Genomic DNA, 16,992 nt, shown 5'->3' with positions numbered 1-16,992 from the left:
TCATCCCTCCCAAGAACCAGCCCGTCGGCGGCCAGGCACCGGTCGTCCAGCGGATTCGCATCCGCTACGCCAAGCGTGGCCCGCTGCGCTTCACCTCGCATCGCGACTTCGCCCGGGCTTTCGAGCGCGCCCTACGGCGCGCGGCGGTGCCCATCGCCTTCTCGCAGGGCTTCACCCCGCACCCCAAGATCTCGTACGCGAGTGCGGCCCCGACCGGCGTCGGCAGCGAGGCGGAATACCTGGAGATCGGGCTGCAGGCCGAGGTCGACCCGGACGAGTTGCGCGTCGCTCTGGACGCGGCCCTCTCGCCCGGGCTCGACGTGCTCGAGGCCGTGGTGGCCGGCGAGGGGAGCCTGGCCGACCGGATCGACGCCTCCAGCTGGCGGATCGAGCTGCCGCAGGTCGAACCGGCGACCGCCCGGCAGGCCGTCGAGGCCTTCCTCGCGGCCGAAGAAGTGCTGGTCGAGCGCATGACGAAGCAGGGCCTGAGGTCATTCGACGCCCGGTCGGCAGTGATCCGTCTCTCGCTTCAAGAGCAGTCCGACGTACCTAGCGAGGCGGACGGCGCACCGTGTGCGATAATTGGCCTCGTCGTACGGCAGGTTACGCCCGCCGTTCGGCCCGATGACGTCCTCTCCGGCCTGCGCGTGGTGGCCGGCCTGGAGCCGCCGGTGCCTTCGCGGGTTACTCGGCTTGCCCAAGGCACTCTCACCACCGCGGGAGATATCGTCGATCCGTTGGAAGCGGATCGCACGCCTCTTCCTTCCGGGATCTGAGACGCCGTCGGAGGTCGCCTGCTTGGCAGTGGGCGTCCCGCTGGCAGACTTCGGCCGCCCGTCCGGACCTTCGGGCGGGCCCGAAAAACTTGCGGCGACCCTGCGTGGCAGCGTTCCAACGCGCCCGGGGCCGCCAGAACTGGAGAGCGCCCCATGCTCGATAACGAGCACCCGGTCACCCCGGGCGATCAGGGCGGCGAGCCGGACGGGGTTTCGACCCCGGCCGACGTGACCGCCGAGACGACTACCCCTGCGCGCCGCACCCGCGCCACTCGCCGCAAGGCGGCGGCCCCACCACCGGAACCCCCGCTCGACGCCTCCGGCACCGAGCCGGGCGGCGCGATCGGGGCGGCGACGGCGAGCGACGCCGCCCGAGCCGGCGGGGCCGGTCACGAGACCGGCAACCCGGCCGTCGGCCGCGCCGCCGTCCCGTCGACCGCCGCCGGCGGTGAGCTCGACGCCGAGGCGCCGACCCGACCCGTCAAGGCCACCCGCAGCCGCCGCAAGGCCGCCGCGCCCGCCGCTGCCCCGGCTGCATCTGCCGCCCCGGCCGCCGACGCCGATGCCGGTGCTGCCGGCGTTGGTACTGCCGGCGCTGGTGCTGAGGCGGCCGGCCCGGGTGCTGCCAGCGGTGAGGCGGCCGCGGAGAAGCCGGTCAAGGCCACCCGCAGCCGCCGCAAGAAGGCGGCTCCGGCCGCCGTCCCGGCGCCGACCGACGAGGTGCCGCCCGCCGACCAGCCGCTGGTCGAACAGACCGATCCGCCGACCCCGCTCGAGCCGGTCGGGGTCGACCTGCCGGCCGCCGAGCGGGTCGCCACGGTCGAGGCCGTCGTGGCCGAGGAAGAGGCGGAAGAGGACGAGGCCGCCCCGATCGTCGCGGTCATCCCGCTCGACGACGACTTCGTCGAGGAACGGCCCCCAGCGCGTACGCGAAGCCGCAAGGCCGCACTGCCCCCGGCCGTACTCTTCATGCCGCCGGATCCCACCGAGGCCGAGGTCACCGCTCCGGTGACCCGTCGCCGCCGCCGTGGCGCGGCGGCCGAGGAGGCCCCGGTCGAGGTCGCGACGCCGGTCGAGGCGCCGGTCGCCGAGGAGGCGGCCGAGCCGGTCGAGGCCACCCGCCGCAGCCGTCGCCGTCGCCGGGGCGCTGCGGTCGAGGAGCCGGCCGAGGTCGAAGCCGTCGATACCACCGTGGCGGAAGAGGACCCGATCGACGAGGCCGACGAGTCGGCCGACGACGTCGAGGAAGGCATCGAGGACGAGTCCGAGGACGAGTTGTCCGGTGGGCGCCGTCGTCGCCGGCGGGGCCGCCGAGGCCGCGGCCGGGGCAAAGGCCCGGCCGAGGACGGCGAAGCCGAGGAGGACGACGAGGTCGTCGCGGTGTCCGAGGGCGAGGCCGAGTCCGAGGAGGACGAGGAGTCCGAGGAGGGTGACGGGGTCACCCGGCGCCGGCGCCGCCGTCGTCGCAAGGGCTCGAGCGGTGACGCCGAGACCGGCGGCATCGAGGACGGCGTGCACACCGTCGTGCGGGTGCGTGAGCCGCGCCGCACCGACGAGGTGCAGGGCGTCTCCGGTTCGACCCGGCTCGAGGCCAAGCGCCAGCGTCGCCGGGACGGCCGTGAGCAGCGCCGCACGCGTCCGCCGATCCTGAGCGAGTCGGAGTTCCTGGCCCGCCGCGAGGCGGTCGACCGGGTCATGGTCGTGCGGCAGAAGCCCGACCGCACCCAGATCGCGGTGCTGGAAGACGGCGTCCTGGTCGAGCACTACGTCTCCCGCACCACCTCCGGCACCATGGTCGGCAACGTCTACCTCGGCAAGGTGCAGAACGTCCTGCCGAGCATGGAGGCGGCGTTCGTCGACGTCGGCCGGGGCCGTAACGCGGTGCTCTACGCCGGTGAGGTCAACTGGGACGCCACCGGGCTCGAGGGGCGGGCGCGCTCGATCGAGCAGGCGCTGCGGTCCGGCGACTCGGTGCTGGTGCAGGTCACGAAGGACCCGATCGGTCACAAGGGCGCCCGGCTGTCCAGCCACATCGCGCTCTCCGGCCGCCACCTGGTCTACGTGCCCAACGGCAACGCGTCGGGGATCAGCCGCAAGCTGCCCGACAACGAGCGCAAGCGGCTCCGCGACATCCTCAAGAAGCTGGTACCGGACGGTGCGGGCGTGATCGTCCGCACCGCGGCCGAGGGCGCGAGCGAGGACGAACTGGCCCGCGACGTGAAGCGGCTGCAGGGTCAGTGGGAGGACATCCAGCGCCGGGCCGCCGAGGGTCACGCGCCGGCCGCCCTCTCCGAGGAGCCCGACCTGGTCATCCGGGTCGTCCGCGACCTCTTCAACGAGGACTTCCGCGAGCTGATCGTCCAGGGCGACCAGGCGTACGGCGAGTTGGAGAACTACCTCGACTCGGTCTCGCCCGACCTGCTCGAGCGGATGCACCGGCACACCGGCGTGGGTGACGTCTTCGCCGAGAAGCGGATCGACGAGCAGATCCTCAAGGGCCTCGATCGCAAGGTGTTCCTGCCCTCGGGCGGCCACCTGGTGATCGACCGGACCGAGGCGATGACGGTCGTCGACGTCAACACCGGTAAGTACACCGGTGCGGGCGGCAACCTCGAGGAGACGGTCACCCGTAACAACCTCGAGGCGGCCGAGGAGATCGTGCGTCAGCTGCGGCTGCGCGACCTCGGTGGCATCGTGGTCATCGACTTCATCGACATGGTGCTCGAGAGCAACCGCGAGCTGGTGCTGCGGCGGCTCACCGAGTGCTTGGGCCGTGACCGGACCAAGCACCAGGTCACCGAGATCACCTCGCTCGGCCTGGTGCAGATGACCCGGAAGCGGATCGGGTCGGGCCTGCTCGAGGCGTTCAGCGAGACCTGTGACCACTGCAAGGGCCGCGGCGTGATGATCCACACCGAGCCGGTGCCCGAGAAGCGGACCAACGGCGGTGCGGTCAACCAGGTCAAGGCGGTCGCGGCGGCGCCGCGTACCGAGCAGCCTCCGGCGCCCCCGGCGGCCACCTCCAGCCGGTCGCGGCGGCGGCGCGGCGGCAACCCCGAGCCGGTGGAGGCGCCGGTCGAGGTCCAGGTGGATGCTCCGGTCGAGGCCCGGGCCGAGACGTCGGCCCGGGAGCCGGTCGAGGCGGTCGAGACGCCGCACGACGGGGAGAACCCGATGGCGATCGCGGCCGACCTGCCGCCCGTCCTGGGCTCGGGCATCGTCTCGGCGGCCGCCCGGTCGGCACTGACGGCCGACGAGACCGCGGACGACTACGACATCAGCGGGTACGACCTGTCCCGCTACGAGGCGCCCGCGTTCGACGAGCCGGCCGAGGACCGCGAGCCGCTGCGGCTGGTCGGTTCCGACGACCCGGACGCGGCGGAGGACGAGGACGAGGAAGAGGACGAGTCGGTGGGCGCCGGCGCTGGTGGCCGGCGGCGGTCGCGGCGCAGTGGCACCCGGCGGCGCACTCGTCCCTGAGCCGGTACGGGAGCGGTTCGGTAAAGAAAGTTAACTGCCGGGCCGCTCCTCGGTTACCCTCTCGGGATCGATCCCCGTCCCCGAGGAGCTCGATCCCCATGAAACCCCTTCTCACGACGTCGGTGCTGGCCCTCGCCCTGTGTGCGGCCGGCTGCACCGCCGAGGCAACACCCAAGCCGGACCCGAGCGTGGCCGACGCCGCGCTCAGTCAGGACACCAAGGCGATCTGCGCACAGGCCGACCGCACCAGCACGTCCTTCGGCGACACCCTGACCGCCGACCTCAAGCTGCAACTCGAGGCCAAAGGCCAGGGCGCGGCGGCGACGGCCCAGGCGAAGCAGAAGCTCACCCAGGACGTGTCCAACTACTCGTACGCGCTGGGCGACATGTCGAAGCTGGCCGGCGACGCGACGCTCAAGAACACGCTGAAGCAGATGTCCGGCCAGGTCACGGCGTTCTCGGGCGATCTGTCGAAGCTCGACGCGACCAAGCTGTCCGAACTCTCGGATGCCCTCGACAAGGCGTGCGGCAAGGGCTGAGGTCCCCGGTTTGGGCCTGACCAGCACGATGACGTAAGCTGTCTGACGGCGCATTTCCACGCCTCGTGTTTCTGGCGCCCTCCCCTCACGGGTCATCCGGATGGGGAGCTGGCAGGACCACAAGCACCATCCGCCAAGCAGCGGTCCTTCGCTGCGTAAGTCTCAGGGAGTCCGCGTCCGATGTACGCGATCGTCAAGACCGGCGGCAAGCAGTACAAGGTTGCCGAGGGCGACGTGATCGAGGTCGAGAAGCTCGTCGGCGAGCCCGGCGGCGCGGTGACGCTCGCCGCGGTGCTCCTCGTCGACGGCGACGACCTGGTGACCGACGCGACCCAGCTTGCCAATGTTGCGGTGTCCGGCGAGATCGCCGAGCACACCAAGGGCCCGAAGATCCGGATCCACAAGTTCAAGAACAAGACCGGCTACCACAAGCGCCAGGGTCACCGCCAGCCGCTGACCCGCGTCAAGGTCACCGGAATCTCGAAGTAAGGGGCGGACAGCCATGGCTCACAAAAAGGGTGCGTCAAGCTCGCGTAACGGTCGTGACTCCTCCGCCCAGCGGCTCGGCGTCAAGCGTTTCGGCGGCGAGCTCGTGAACGCCGGCGAGATCCTCATTCGGCAGCGCGGCACCAAGTTCCACCCGGGCGAGCTCGTCGGCCGCGGTGGCGACGACACGCTGTTCGCGCTCGCTGCGGGCAACGTGCTGTTCGGCACCGCGCGTGGTCGCAAGACCGTCAGCATCGTGCCGGTCGCGCAGTAGTTTTTCCTCAGCGGGCCGCGGACCTCGGGGTCCGCGGCCCGCTGTGTTTTTCGGGCCCGGGACTCGGCGGGTGCGGTTCGGCCACGGTTTCGAGCTGGGCTTCGCGGTCGCTGATTTGGGCGGCTGGGCATTTCGGCCACCGGTTTGAGCCGGGGCTTTCGCGGTCGTCGTTTCGGCGGCCGGCATTTTCGGCTAGGGAGTTGTGGGAAGTGACCACGTTCGTCGATCGGGTCGTGCTGCACCTGCAGGCGGGTGACGGCGGGCACGGCTGCGTCTCGGTGCGCCGGGAGAAGTTCAAGCCGCTCGGCGGTCCCGACGGCGGCAACGGCGGGCACGGCGGCGGCGTCAGCCTGGTCGTCGATCCGCAGCTGCACACGCTGCTCGACTTCCACTTCCACCCGCACGTCAAGGCGAACAACGGCGGCGGCGGGGCCGGCGGCAACCGGGACGGCGCGAACGGCAAGGACCTGGTGCTTTACGTGCCCGACGGCACGGTCGTGCTGACCGCGGACGGCAAGGTGCTGGCCGACATGGTCGGGGCCGGCACGACGTTCGAGGTGGCGCGCGGCGGCCGCGGCGGCCGGGGCAACGCCTCGCTGGCCAACACCCGGCGCAAGGTGCCGGGCTTCGCCGAGCTGGGCGAGCCGGGCGACCAGCTCGACGTGGTGCTCGAGCTGAAGAGCGTGGCCGACGTCGGCCTGGTCGGCTTCCCGTCGGCCGGCAAGTCGTCGCTGATCTCGGTGATGTCGGCCGCCAAGCCGAAGATCGCCGACTACCCGTTCACCACGCTGGTGCCCAACCTGGGCGTGGTGCAGGCGGGCGAGAAGACTTTCACCGTGGCCGACGTGCCCGGGCTGATCCCCGGCGCGGCCACCGGCAAGGGCCTGGGCATGCAGTTCCTGCGGCACATCGAGCGCACCTCGGTGCTGGTGCACGTGCTCGACGCGGCGGCGCCCGAGATCGATCGCGACCCGCTGGCCGACCTGGATGCGATCGAGGCCGAGCTGGCGGCGTACGGGGGGCTGGAGGACCGGCCGAGGCTGATCGTCCTCAACAAGATCGACATCCCGGACGGGCGCGACCTGGCCGACATGGTCAAGCCTGACCTGGAGGCCCGGGGCTATCGGGTGTTCGAGGTCAGCGCCATCACCCGCGAGGGGCTCCAGGGGCTGATCTACGCGCTGGCCGAGACGGTCGAGGAGCACCGGCTGGCCACGCCGGCGCCCGAGCCGACCCGTGTCGTGGTGCGACCGCAAGCGGTCGACGAGAGCGGTTTCACGATCGAGCAGGACGACGAGGGTGTCTTCGTCATCGGCGGCGCGCGGGTCGAACGCTGGGTGCGGCAGACCAACTTCGACAACGACGAGGCCGTCGGCTACCTGGCCGACCGGCTGGATCGGATCGGGGTCGAGGACGCGCTGGTCAAGAAGGGCGCCGAGCCGGGCGACCCGGTGCGGATCGGCACCCACGAGTTCGACTGGCAGCCCAACGCCGGCGAGTTCGTCTCGGGCCCGCGCGGCACCGACGCCCGTCTGGAGGAGCAGTCCGGCCGGGCGAGCGCCGCCCAGCGCCTGGCCGCCCGCAAGGCGCGACGGGTGCGGTCGGACGACGAACTGCTGCACATGTCGGCCGACGGCACCGTGACCAGCGTCGCGAATTCGCAACGCCCGGTCCTGGTGACCGACGCGGACGATGAGGACGACACCGGCGAATAGGGCGTCGGCCAGCTGTCCGCAACCCGCCGGAAAGAGATGTCACTTAGGGTTATGCGGGTGCTGATCGAATCCCGCTCCGCCCTCGACCCCGAGCTCGCCGCGCTGGTCACTGCCCAGCAGCGGGAAATAGGGGAGACCGCCGCCTTCACACCGGACGACGACTCTGCGTATCTCGTGGCGGCGGTCGACGGGCGGGCGGTGGCCTGCGCGGGCTGGCGAGCCGTCGGGGACGGGACAGCCGAGTTGCGCCGGATGTACGTGCGGCCGTCCTTCCGCGGCCGGGGCATCGCGCGCCAGCTGGTGTGCTGGGTCGAGGAGGAGGCGCTCGCGGCCGGGTGCCCGATCGTCCGGCTCGACACGAACCCGCTGCTCGAGGCCGCGATCGGGCTCTACCTGAGCTCCGGTTACCGGCCGATCCCGGCGTACGGCGAGTACGCCGGGAACCCCGATCGCGTGTGCTTCGAGAAGCGGCTGGTCGCGTTAGTCCAGTAGGCCCAAGGCGGCACGCGTACGGCGTACGGTCTCGGAAGCGGTGGGACGCACCTTGGCCTTGCCCTCCGCCAGGATCGACCGGAGATGGCCGGGGTCGGCCGACAACGCCGCGTAACGCGCCCTGATCGGCGCGAGCAGCGCCTCGACCGCGTCGGTGACCTCCCGCTTGAGCTCGCCGTACGAGGTGAACTCGCGGGGACGGGAGTCGGTGCAGGCGGCGAGGATGCCGAGCAGGTTGCTGATGCCGGGCTGATTTTCCGGGTCGTCGCGCACCTCGCCGACGTTGTCGGTGACCGCCCGGGCGATGGTGCGCCGGACCACCTCGGGCGGGTCGAGCAGACCGATCCGCCCGGCCGCCGACGGGTTGCTCTTGCTCATCTTGCGGGTCGGTTCGGCGAGGTCCATGACCCGCGCCGCGTTCTCCGGCCGCACCCCCTCGGGCACCCGGAAGGTCGGCCCGTAGCGTGCGTTGAACCTGGTCGCGATCGTGCGGGCGAGCTCAAGATGCTGATTCTGATCCTCGCCGACCGGCACGAACGCGATGTCGTAGAGCAGGATGTCGGCCGCCATCAGCACCGGATAGGTAAGCAGGCTGAGCCGCACCGGCCCGCTCCCCGACTTCTCCTTGAACTGGATCATGCGGGCCACTTCGCCGTAGTTGGCGACGCATTCCAGGAGGTAGTGCAGCTCGGAGTGCTCGGGGATCTGCGAGTTGGCGATCAGGGCGGTGTGCTCCGGATCGACGCCGGCGGCGAGCAGGACGGCGGCCAGTTCGAGGCTGGCCACCCGCACTTTGGCTGGATCATGCTCCATCGTGAGCGCGTGGAGGTCGGCGATCATGGCGATCGCCGGACCGTCGTACTGGCTCTCGACCAGAGGGCGGATGCCGCCGAGGAGATTGCCCAGGTGGAGGCCTCCGGTCGGTTGAAGACCGGTCAGGCGGGTGGTCGAGGTGGGGGCGATGGTCGCGGTCATTTCGGTTCCTCGTTTTCCGTACGCGGGTGGACCGTCGCCGGGAACCGAAAACGGCCGCCCGGAGGCGGCCGCAAGTGGTTGGTGTGCGCTGGTTGGTGTGCGCATGGGGTGGGCCGCCCGTCAGGGCAGCCACCAGGACATGTTGGCCGTGCGCACGACACCATGCTAGCGCGCGCCGGTCGGAACTCAACAGGCATGATGGGCGCATGCCGAGCCTCACCCACACCGAGGCGCTCACCCGCGCCGCAGCCGTCGACGTACACCACTACGAGGTCGCGCTGGATCTCACCGCCGAGGGCGACATCTTCCGGTCGCGTACCGTGCTCCGGTTCGGCGCCCGGGCCGCCGCCAGCTTCGTCGACTTCGAGCCGGTGTCCGTCATCTCGGCGACGCTCAACGGGGTGGCCGTGCCGGCCGACGCGCTGGCCGAGGAGCGGCTGACGCTGACCGGCCTCGCCGACGAGAACGAACTCGTGGTCGAGGCCGCCATGCATTACTCGAACACCGGCGAGGGTCTGCACAGATACACCGACCCCGGCGACGGCAACATCTACCTGCACCAGCACATGTTCCTGGACGGGGCCCGGCGGATCTTCCCCTGTTTCGACCAGCCCGACCTCAAGGCGACCTTCGAGGTGTCGGTGACCGCCCCCGCCGCGTGGCTGGTCGCCGGCAACGCGCCGCTGGCCGAGCCGGTCGTGGACGGGCACTGGCGGTTCGAGGCCACGAAGCCGATCTCGACCTATCTGGTCACGTTGATCGCCGGGCCGTACCACCGGGTGGACGACGAGCACGAGGGCATCCCGCTGGTGCTCTACACCCGGGCCGCGCTCGCCGAGCAGCTCGAGGCCCAGGCGCCGGAGATCTTCACGGTCACCAAGCAGTGCCTCGACCGCTACCACGAGATCTTCGACATCCCGTACCCGTTCGGCCACTACCAGCAGGCGTTCGTGCCCGAGTTCAACTTCGGCGCGATGGAGAACCCGGGCCTGGTGATCTTCCGGGACGAGTTCGTCTTCCGGTCGGCGGTCACCGAGGCGCAGCGTGAGAACCGGGCCAACGTGATCGCCCACGAGATGGCGCACATGTGGTTCGGTGACCTGGTCACCATGGCCTGGTGGGACGATCTGTGGCTGAACGAGTCGTTCGCCGAGTACATGGGCTCCCGCATCACCGCCGAGGCGACCGCGTTCACCAGGACCTGGACGACGTTCGCGATCCATCGCAAGAGCTGGGGCCTGCGGGCCGACCAGCACCCGTCGACCCACCCGGTCGCGCCCTCGGACGTCGTCGACACGCATCAGGCGCTGCTCAACTTCGACGGCATCTCCTACGCCAAGGGCGCCTCGGTGCTCCGCCAGCTGGTGGTCTGGATGGGCGACACGGCGTTCCTCAAGGGGCTCAACCAGTACTTCGGGGCCCACGAGTTCGGCAACGCGACGCTGGCCGACCTGCTGCAGTCGCTCTCCGAGGCGGGCGGTCGCGACCTGACCGAGTGGGCCGAGCTGTGGCTGCGCCGGGCGCAGGTCAACACGCTGCGGGTCGAGACGGCCCGGGACGCGGCCGGCTATGCCGAGGTCGCGATCGTGCAGACCGCCCCGGAGGGCCATCCGACGCTGCGGCCGCACCGGGTCGGGCTGGGACTCTACGACCGCGCCGAGGACGGCACGGTCGTGCGGCGCGAGCGGATCGAGGTCGAGATCGACGGTGCGCGCACCGTCGTACCCGAGCTTGCGGGCGTACGCGCGCCCGACCTCCTCCTTCTCAACGAAGGTGACCTGACGTACGCGAAGATCCGGCTGGATCCGGAGTCGACCGCTGCGATCCCGGCCGTGCTCCCGCTGATCGACGACTCGCTGGCCCGGGCCGTGCTCTGGGCGTCGACGCTCGACGCGGTGGTCGACGGCGAGCGCCCGGTCGCCGACCTGGTCGCGCTGGTGCTGGCCGCGCTGCCGGTGGAGTCCGAGGTCGTGGTCGTCGAGGACGTCCTGCGCATGTCCCGCGGCCTGGTCGACCGCTATTCCACCCCGGCCGCCCGCCCGGCCGCGCTGGAGATGATCGCGCAGGCGGCCGACCGGCTGCTCGCCGCGGCGTCCCCGGGCGAGTCCCGCCGGCTGGCCGCGGCCCGCGGCCTGATCGGTACGACCGTCGACACCGTCCGCCTCCAGGCCTGGCTGGCCGGCGAGGGTGTGCCGGAGGGGCTGACCGTCGACGCCGACATGCGGTGGCTGATCCTCTACCGGCTGAGCGTGCTCGGCGAGGTCGGCGAGGCCGAGATCGCCGCCGAGTACGACCGGGACCGCAGCGCGTCCGGGGAGCAGTGGGCGGTCCGGTGCCGGGCCGCGCGTCCGGACCCGGCGTCCAAGGCGGCGGCGTGGGCGGCGGTGGTCGGCGACAAGTCGCTGTCCAACCGGCTGGCCGAGCTCACGGCGTCCGCGTTCTGGCAGTCCGAGCAGATCGAGCTGCTCACGCCGTACGTCGAGCGCTACTTCGCCGACATGCCCGAGATGATGCGGGTGCGCAGTGGCATGAGCGCGGAGAAGACGGCCATCGCGGCGTACCCGAGCGTGATGGTGGGCCTTCAGACCCGGCGGCTGGCCGCCGAGTTGTTGGCCCGGGAAGATCTTGATCCGATCCTGCGCCGGGTCGTCATCGACGCGGACGACGACCTGCGGAGGGCGCTAGCTGCGCGTTTTTAGCGTTTAGCGGTGCTTTGAGCAGATACCCTCAGCCCGGGGGTGACTCGTGGAGTGGTCGGAGGAACTTTCCGGGGGCCTGCTCCTGGCCGCCCCGGACGCGATCCTGGTGCTGGACGAGGGCGTCATCGTGCTCGCCAACGACCGGGCCGAGGAGCTGTTCGGCTATCCACGAGCCGAACTCCTCGGTCGGCCCGTCGGGATGGTCTTCACCGACGACTCCCGCGCGATGCACGACGAGCGTGAACCGATCGGCGCGGTCGCCACCTCGGTGCGTCGCAAGGACGGCACCGAGGTGCCGGTCGAGTCGACGTCGGCCGTCGTCGACACCCCGCACGGCCGGTTGGCCGTCTCGGTGGTCCGTGACCTCACCGATCGGGCCCACGCCGAGCAGGAGAAGGCCCGGCTGCGGGCGGAGACCCAGGTGCACCGCAGCCAGCGGCTGGAGAGCCTCGGGCAGCTGGCCGGCGGCATCGCGCACGACTTCAACAACATGCTCGGCGTGATCGTCAACTACGCGAACTTCGTGATCGAGGAGGCCGAGTCGGCCGAACCGGACGTGAAGATGATCATGGCGGACGCGCGTCAGGTCATCCGGGCCGGCGAGCGCGGAACGGACCTCACCCACCAGTTGCTGGCGTTCGCCCGGCGCGAGGTGGTGCGGCCGCAGGTGCTCGACCTCAACACGGTGATCGGCGAGGTCGAGGAGATGTTGCGGCGCTCGATCGGCGAGCAGATCACGCTGATCGTGCGGCCGGGGGCCCACCTGCCGCCGGTCACCTGCGACCCGGGGCAGATCGAGCAGTTGCTGGTCAACCTGGCGTCCAACGCGCGGGACGCGATGCCGTCGGGCGGCAACCTGGTGATCGACACCGAGGCACACGACGATCAGGTGCGGATGCGGGTGTCCGACTCGGGGCGGGGGATGGCTCCGGACGTGGTCGAGCACGCGTTCGAGCCGTTCTTCACGACGAAAGCCAGTGGTGAAGGCACGGGGCTCGGGCTGGCGACGGTCTACGGGATCGTCACCCAGGCCGGCGGTGAGGTGAGCATTGCGTCGTCGCCGGGCCTCGGGACCACGGTGACCGTCCTTCTGCCGGCCGCCTCGGGCTCGTTGTCGGCGCCCGATCTGTCGGACTCGGCCCCGGTGAAGGGGCGCGGCGAGACGCTGCTGGTCGTGGAGGACGAGGCGGCGCTGCGGGACGTGGCCGGGCGGATCCTCTCCGGGGCGGGCTATCGGGTGCTGGCGGCCGAGTGCGGGCCGGAGGCGCTGGAACTGGCCGCGGCGCACCAGGGTGCGATCGATCTGCTGGTCAGCGACGTGGTGATGCCCGGGATGCTGGGCAAGGATCTGGCCGAGCGGTTGTGCGTTGTGCGGCCTGAGACCCGTGTGCTCTATATGTCCGGTTATGCCCAGCCCGTCCTGCATACGCACGGCACTCTCGACCCCGGTGTTGCGCTGCTCGAGAAGCCGTTTACGGCAAATGACCTCCTAATTGCCGTACGCCGACGCCTAGACGGTTGATCTCCATCCAACCGCCCCGCCCGCCGCCCTAGATCGATAAAAGACCTATTCTTCTTTGATGCGCATCGGGATCATGGGTGGAACGTTCGACCCGATCCACCATGGGCACCTGGTGGCGGCCAGCGAGGTGCAGGCCCGGTTCGACCTCGACGAGGTGGTCTTCGTCCCGACCGGCCAGCCGTACGAGAAGGGCAAGGTCACCCCGGCGGAGGACCGCTACCTGATGACGGTGATCGCGACCGCCTCCAACCCGCGCTTCCACGTCAGCCGGGCCGACATCGACCGCGACGGCCCGACGTACACCATCGACACCTTGCGCGACATGTCCGCGATCTACGGCGGCAGCACCGAGCTGTTCTTCATCACCGGGGCGGACGCGCTGGGCCGCATCCTCTCCTGGAAGGACGCGCTGGCCATGCTCGAGCTGGCGCACTTCGTCGGGGTCACGCGCCCCGGTTTCGAACTCTCCGGCGACCACCTGCCGCCCGACCGGGTCACCCTGGTCGAGGTGCCGGCCATGGCCATCTCGTCGACCGCCTGCCGCGACCGGGTGGCCGGGGGCAAACCGGTCTGGTACCTGGTGCCCGATGGTGTCGTCCAATACATCAACAAGAGGGGCCTCTATCGGGGTTCCGGAAATGTCATAGCGGTGTGAGACCCTTGAAGTCTTCGTAGCCGACTTCAGATTGGGATCCTCTTGCCCGTCACTGAACGCGCTCTTGAACTGGCGATGACGGCCGCCCAGGCTGCCGCCGACAAGAAAGCGCAGGACATCGTCGTCATCGACGTCGCCGAGCAGCTCTACATCACCGATGCCTTCGTGATCGCCTCGGCCTCCAACGAGCGTCAGGTGCTGGCCATCGTCGACGCGGTCGAGGAGGCTCTTCTCGACCTGCCGGAAAAGGCGAAGCCGGTCCGGCGCGAGGGCGAGCGAGCGGGCCGCTGGGTGCTGCTCGACTACGTCGACATCGTGGTGCACATCCAGCACGCCGAGGAGCGCGAGTTCTACGCCCTCGACAAGCTGTGGAAAGACTGCCCGATGATCCCGTTCGTCGACCGCGACTCGGTCTCCGCCTCGGGCGCCGCGTGACCCGACTGATCGTCTGGCGTCACGGCAACACCGACTGGAACGCGAACGAGCGCGTCCAAGGTCAGAGCGACACCCCGCTCAACGCGCTCGGGCGCCGCCAGGCGGCCGCCGCGGCGCAGTCGCTGCTCGCCCTGCGCCCCGACGCGATCGTCGCCAGTGACCTGGTGCGGGCGTCCGACACCGCGACTGCCCTGGCGGACATCAGCGGCCTCACCGTCACCTACGACAAGCGGCTGCGCGAGCGATACTTCGGCGCGTGGCAGGGCCTGTTCATGACCGAGGTCATCGAGCGGTTCCCCGAGCAGCACGCGCGCTGGACCGCCGGGCAGGAGATCGGCGGCGACGTCGAAAGCCTCGACGACCTGGGCGCGCGGGTCTCGGCGGCCCTGCTCGCCGCGGCTTCGGAGGGCGAGACCGTCGTCGTCGCCACCCACGGCGCCGCGGCCCGCCAAGGGGTGGGCCAGTTCCTCGGATGGCCGCTGCCGGTGCTGCGCACCCTGCGCCCCCTGGAAAACTGCCACTGGATCGAGCTTTTCCACGATCAGCGGCGCGGCTGGCAGATGGCGGGCTTCAACGTGGGGGCGTTCGCTCAGCCGGAACCCGGCTCACTCCGCTAGCGTCCAAGGCATCATGCGTCTTCGTCTTGTCGCCCTGGTCTCGCTGGGACTGCTCGCCGGGTGTGCTTCCCCCACCCCGTCGTCATCGCCGTCTGCCCCGGCGTCGCCGTCGCCTTCAGCGGCGTCCTCGTCCTCGTCGTCGTCGGAGACCATTTCCGGGACCCTCTCGGCCGGGGTCGAGCCGCACTGCCTGATCCTGCGCGACGCGACCGGCTCGCACTCCATCTACTTCCACGACGAGTCGCTCCGCTCCCAGGCACCGGCCGGCGCACAGGTCACCCTGGTCGGCCACCCCGAGCCGGGCATGATGACGACCTGCCAGCAGGGCGAGCCGTTCATCGTGACTGAGGTCCGGCACAACTGAGTCCCAGGCCGATGGGTTACCGTGCCCGCATGCCCGTCGCGGTCGTCACCGACTCCACCGCGTACCTGCCGGCCGAACTCAACGGCACGTATGACCTGACCGTCGTTCCCCTCACCGTGGTCATCAACGGGTCGTCCGGCCTCGAAGGGCTCGAAGTCTCCCCGGCCGAGGTGGCGCGGGCGCTCAACGCGCGCCGGTCGGCGGTCAGCACGTCCCGGCCCGCACCGTCCCAGTTCGTGACCGCCTATCGGAAACTCCTGGACGCCGGCGCCTCCGGGGTGGTTTCGGTACATCTGTCGGCCAAGCTCTCCGGCACCTACGAGGCGGCCTGCCTGGCCGCAGCCGAAGTCGGCGACCAGGTCACGGTGGTCGACAGCGGAACCACGGCGATGGGCCTCGGCTTCGCCGCACTGGCGGCGGCCACGGCCGCCGCCAACGGTCAAAACCTTTCCGACGTACGCGACGCCGCGCGCTCACACGCAGCGTTGGTGAGCACCCTGTTCTACGTCGACACCCTGGAATTCCTCCGCCGCGGCGGCCGCATCGGGGCGGCGTCGGCGCTGGTCGGAACGGCGCTGTCGGTGAAACAGATCCTGCACGTGGTCGACGGGGCGATCGTGGTCCGCGACAAGGTGCGCACGGCGGGGCGAGCGCTGGCCAAGATGGTCGACCTGGCCGTCGAGGCGTCAGGCGACGGGGAAGTCGACATAGCTGTGCACCACCTCGAGGCGGCCGACCGGGCTACGGCGCTGGCGGATGCGCTGGTCGTGCGGTTGGGCGATCGGTTGCGGGACTGCTACATCACCGAGGTGGGCGCCGTGGTGGCGGCGCACGTCGGCCCGGGCGTGGCCGGGGTCGTGGTGCACCGGCGTCCCTGATTTGTGGGGCCTTCCTCGCCCTTCCGGCGGCGATGCCTACGCGGGCCAGTGGGTGGCTTGCCAGCGCGGGGGATCGACGTCGGGGGCCTGGGTCAGGTGCCGGGCTATCGACTGCCACGGGTGGGTGACCGTGCCGGTCAGGACCTCGTCGGCGGCCGGGAGCAGGGTGGGTTCGTTTCGGGGCCAGACGGCCTGAGCGCGCCAGCCGGCCGTGTCGTCGCCGGTCAACTGCAGGGTGGCGGCGCCGGGTAGGTGGGCGGTCTGACGCGCGTACTCGTGAAGCGCGAGCACTCTCTCGGCGCGCCGTACCGTCTGGTGAAGTGGGCCCGAAGGGGCCCGGTAGGGCTGTGGGCAGCCGTTCTCGTCGCTGACGTAGGCCATCGGGGTGATGGGACGCGACGACGCGGTGAAGATCTGTTCGGCGCGGGCGAAGAGGCCGGGCAGGTGGTCGCTGCCGTCGGCGGTGACCAGCAGGATGCCGCGTTCGGGGGCGAAGGCGACCGGGACGCCGCCGACCTGGTCGGCCAGGCGTTCGAGCCAGTGCGGGAGAAGCAGGTGGGACGTCCAGTAGGCGTCCCCGTCGTCGACGAACTGGACGATCGTCGGCTCGGTGGCCCGGCCCTGCAGGACGGCGCCCGTGAGGTTGGCCCGCGCGGCCTCGAACGCCCGGTCGGCGGTGACGTTCCAGGCCGCCAGCTGGGCGGCCGAAACGTACGTCATCGTGTCGGGCTGGTCGACCACCACGAACTCGGCGAGGAACGGCAGGACCGGACGGCGCAGGGGGTCGCCGGGGGTTGCGCCCCGGAGCACGGGACGGAGCAGGGGTTTGACGTCCGACCAGGATTGGGGGAGTCCGGGGTTCAGGAGGAGGCCGGCCACGTACTCGGCGACCTTCCGGCGTCCGGAAGTGACCAGCAGGGGTCCCAGCTCGATGATGGTGGGCACGTTGTCACCCGGGGCGGTGAAGCCGACCTGGAAGGCGCGGGTGTCGTAGCGCGCGTCGGTCAGGCCGGCGCGGCGGAGACGTTTGAGGACACGTCCGGCCAGCCGGGCTCGGCGAAGCCTTCGGAGCAGGCCCACCCCGG

General features: G+C 70.8%; 16 protein-coding genes. 14 read left to right on the top strand and 2 right to left on the bottom strand.

Annotated elements, in window-relative coordinates; genetic code table 11:
* Positions 1-59 precede the first annotated feature (59 nt).
* From ACIA5C_RS30020 to ACIA5C_RS29990, 7 genes are all read left to right on the top strand, one after another.
* Positions 60-776 carry a TIGR03936 family radical SAM-associated protein gene (locus ACIA5C_RS30020; RefSeq protein ID WP_396060637.1) on the top strand — a complete coding sequence of 239 codons (717 nt, stop codon included), beginning with the start codon at positions 60-62 and terminating at the stop codon, positions 774-776.
* A gap of 153 nt (positions 777-929) precedes the next feature.
* The gene (locus ACIA5C_RS30015; protein ID WP_396060556.1) at positions 930-4,256 is read left to right on the top strand and encodes an Rne/Rng family ribonuclease; all 3,327 of its coding nucleotides are present in this window, start codon (positions 930-932) and stop codon (positions 4,254-4,256) included.
* A gap of 98 nt (positions 4,257-4,354) precedes the next feature.
* Positions 4,355-4,795 (top strand): hypothetical protein, encoded by a 441-nt coding sequence (locus ACIA5C_RS30010; RefSeq protein ID WP_396060554.1) that lies wholly within the window; start codon positions 4,355-4,357, stop codon positions 4,793-4,795.
* Between the two features lie 180 nt (positions 4,796-4,975).
* Complete coding sequence (gene rplU, locus ACIA5C_RS30005; RefSeq protein WP_396060551.1) at positions 4,976-5,284, top strand: 50S ribosomal protein L21; 309 nt, start codon at positions 4,976-4,978, stop codon at positions 5,282-5,284.
* A gap of 13 nt (positions 5,285-5,297) precedes the next feature.
* Positions 5,298-5,555, top strand: a complete 258-nt coding sequence (gene rpmA, locus ACIA5C_RS30000) for a 50S ribosomal protein L27 (RefSeq protein WP_396060548.1) — start codon at positions 5,298-5,300, stop codon at positions 5,553-5,555.
* Positions 5,556-5,764: 209 nt separating this feature from the next.
* A complete protein-coding gene (gene obgE / locus ACIA5C_RS29995; RefSeq protein ID WP_396060545.1) occupies positions 5,765-7,270 on the top strand; it encodes a GTPase ObgE in 1,506 nt (501 codons plus the stop codon).
* A gap of 57 nt (positions 7,271-7,327) precedes the next feature.
* Positions 7,328-7,762 (top strand): GNAT family N-acetyltransferase, encoded by a 435-nt coding sequence (locus ACIA5C_RS29990; RefSeq protein ID WP_396060542.1) that lies wholly within the window; start codon positions 7,328-7,330, stop codon positions 7,760-7,762.
* Here the strand turns inward: ACIA5C_RS29990 and trpS are convergent.
* Positions 7,751-8,737 carry a tryptophan--tRNA ligase gene (gene trpS / locus ACIA5C_RS29985; RefSeq protein WP_396060540.1) on the bottom strand — a complete coding sequence of 329 codons (987 nt, stop codon included), beginning with the start codon at positions 8,735-8,737 and terminating at the stop codon, positions 7,751-7,753. The two genes, ACIA5C_RS29990 and trpS, sit on opposite strands and share 12 nt — an antisense overlap.
* Before the next feature lie 206 nt (positions 8,738-8,943).
* On the opposite strand from trpS, the gene pepN reads away from it, so the two are divergent.
* The 7 genes from pepN to ACIA5C_RS29950 are packed head-to-tail and all read left to right on the top strand — an operon-like array spanning position 8,944 to position 15,907.
* On the top strand, positions 8,944-11,436 hold the full coding sequence (pepN, locus tag ACIA5C_RS29980; RefSeq protein ID WP_396060537.1) for an aminopeptidase N: 2,493 nt from the start codon (positions 8,944-8,946) through the stop codon (positions 11,434-11,436).
* 46 nt (positions 11,437-11,482) lie between these two features.
* Positions 11,483-12,958, top strand: coding sequence for an ATP-binding protein (locus ACIA5C_RS29975; RefSeq protein ID WP_396060534.1), 1,476 nt, complete (start codon positions 11,483-11,485; stop codon positions 12,956-12,958).
* Between the two features lie 58 nt (positions 12,959-13,016).
* Complete coding sequence (nadD, locus tag ACIA5C_RS29970; RefSeq protein WP_396060532.1) at positions 13,017-13,613, top strand: nicotinate-nucleotide adenylyltransferase; 597 nt, start codon at positions 13,017-13,019, stop codon at positions 13,611-13,613.
* Positions 13,614-13,655: 42 nt separating this feature from the next.
* Positions 13,656-14,048 (top strand): ribosome silencing factor, encoded by a 393-nt coding sequence (gene rsfS / locus ACIA5C_RS29965; RefSeq protein WP_396060529.1) that lies wholly within the window; start codon positions 13,656-13,658, stop codon positions 14,046-14,048.
* Positions 14,045-14,665, top strand: a complete 621-nt coding sequence (locus ACIA5C_RS29960) for a histidine phosphatase family protein (RefSeq protein ID WP_396060527.1) — start codon at positions 14,045-14,047, stop codon at positions 14,663-14,665. The genes rsfS and ACIA5C_RS29960 overlap by 4 nt, the downstream gene beginning before the upstream one ends.
* Positions 14,666-14,678: 13 nt before the next feature.
* Complete coding sequence (locus ACIA5C_RS29955) at positions 14,679-15,029, top strand: hypothetical protein (RefSeq protein WP_396060525.1); 351 nt, start codon at positions 14,679-14,681, stop codon at positions 15,027-15,029.
* Between the two features lie 29 nt (positions 15,030-15,058).
* Complete coding sequence (locus ACIA5C_RS29950) at positions 15,059-15,907, top strand: DegV family protein (protein ID WP_396060523.1); 849 nt, start codon at positions 15,059-15,061, stop codon at positions 15,905-15,907.
* A 36-nt stretch (positions 15,908-15,943) separates the two neighbouring features.
* On the opposite strand, the gene ACIA5C_RS29945 is transcribed toward ACIA5C_RS29950, so the two are convergent.
* A complete protein-coding gene (locus tag ACIA5C_RS29945; RefSeq protein ID WP_396060521.1) occupies positions 15,944-16,987 on the bottom strand; it encodes a hypothetical protein in 1,044 nt (347 codons plus the stop codon).
* Between the last annotated feature and the right edge of the window lie 5 nt (positions 16,988-16,992).

The sequence above is a fragment of the Actinoplanes sp. NPDC051343 genome (assembly GCF_044455125.1).
Classification (GTDB): domain Bacteria; phylum Actinomycetota; class Actinomycetes; order Mycobacteriales; family Micromonosporaceae; genus Actinoplanes.
Note: the sequence above shows the minus strand (reverse complement) of the source record. Positions and strands in the feature narration are given on the sequence as shown.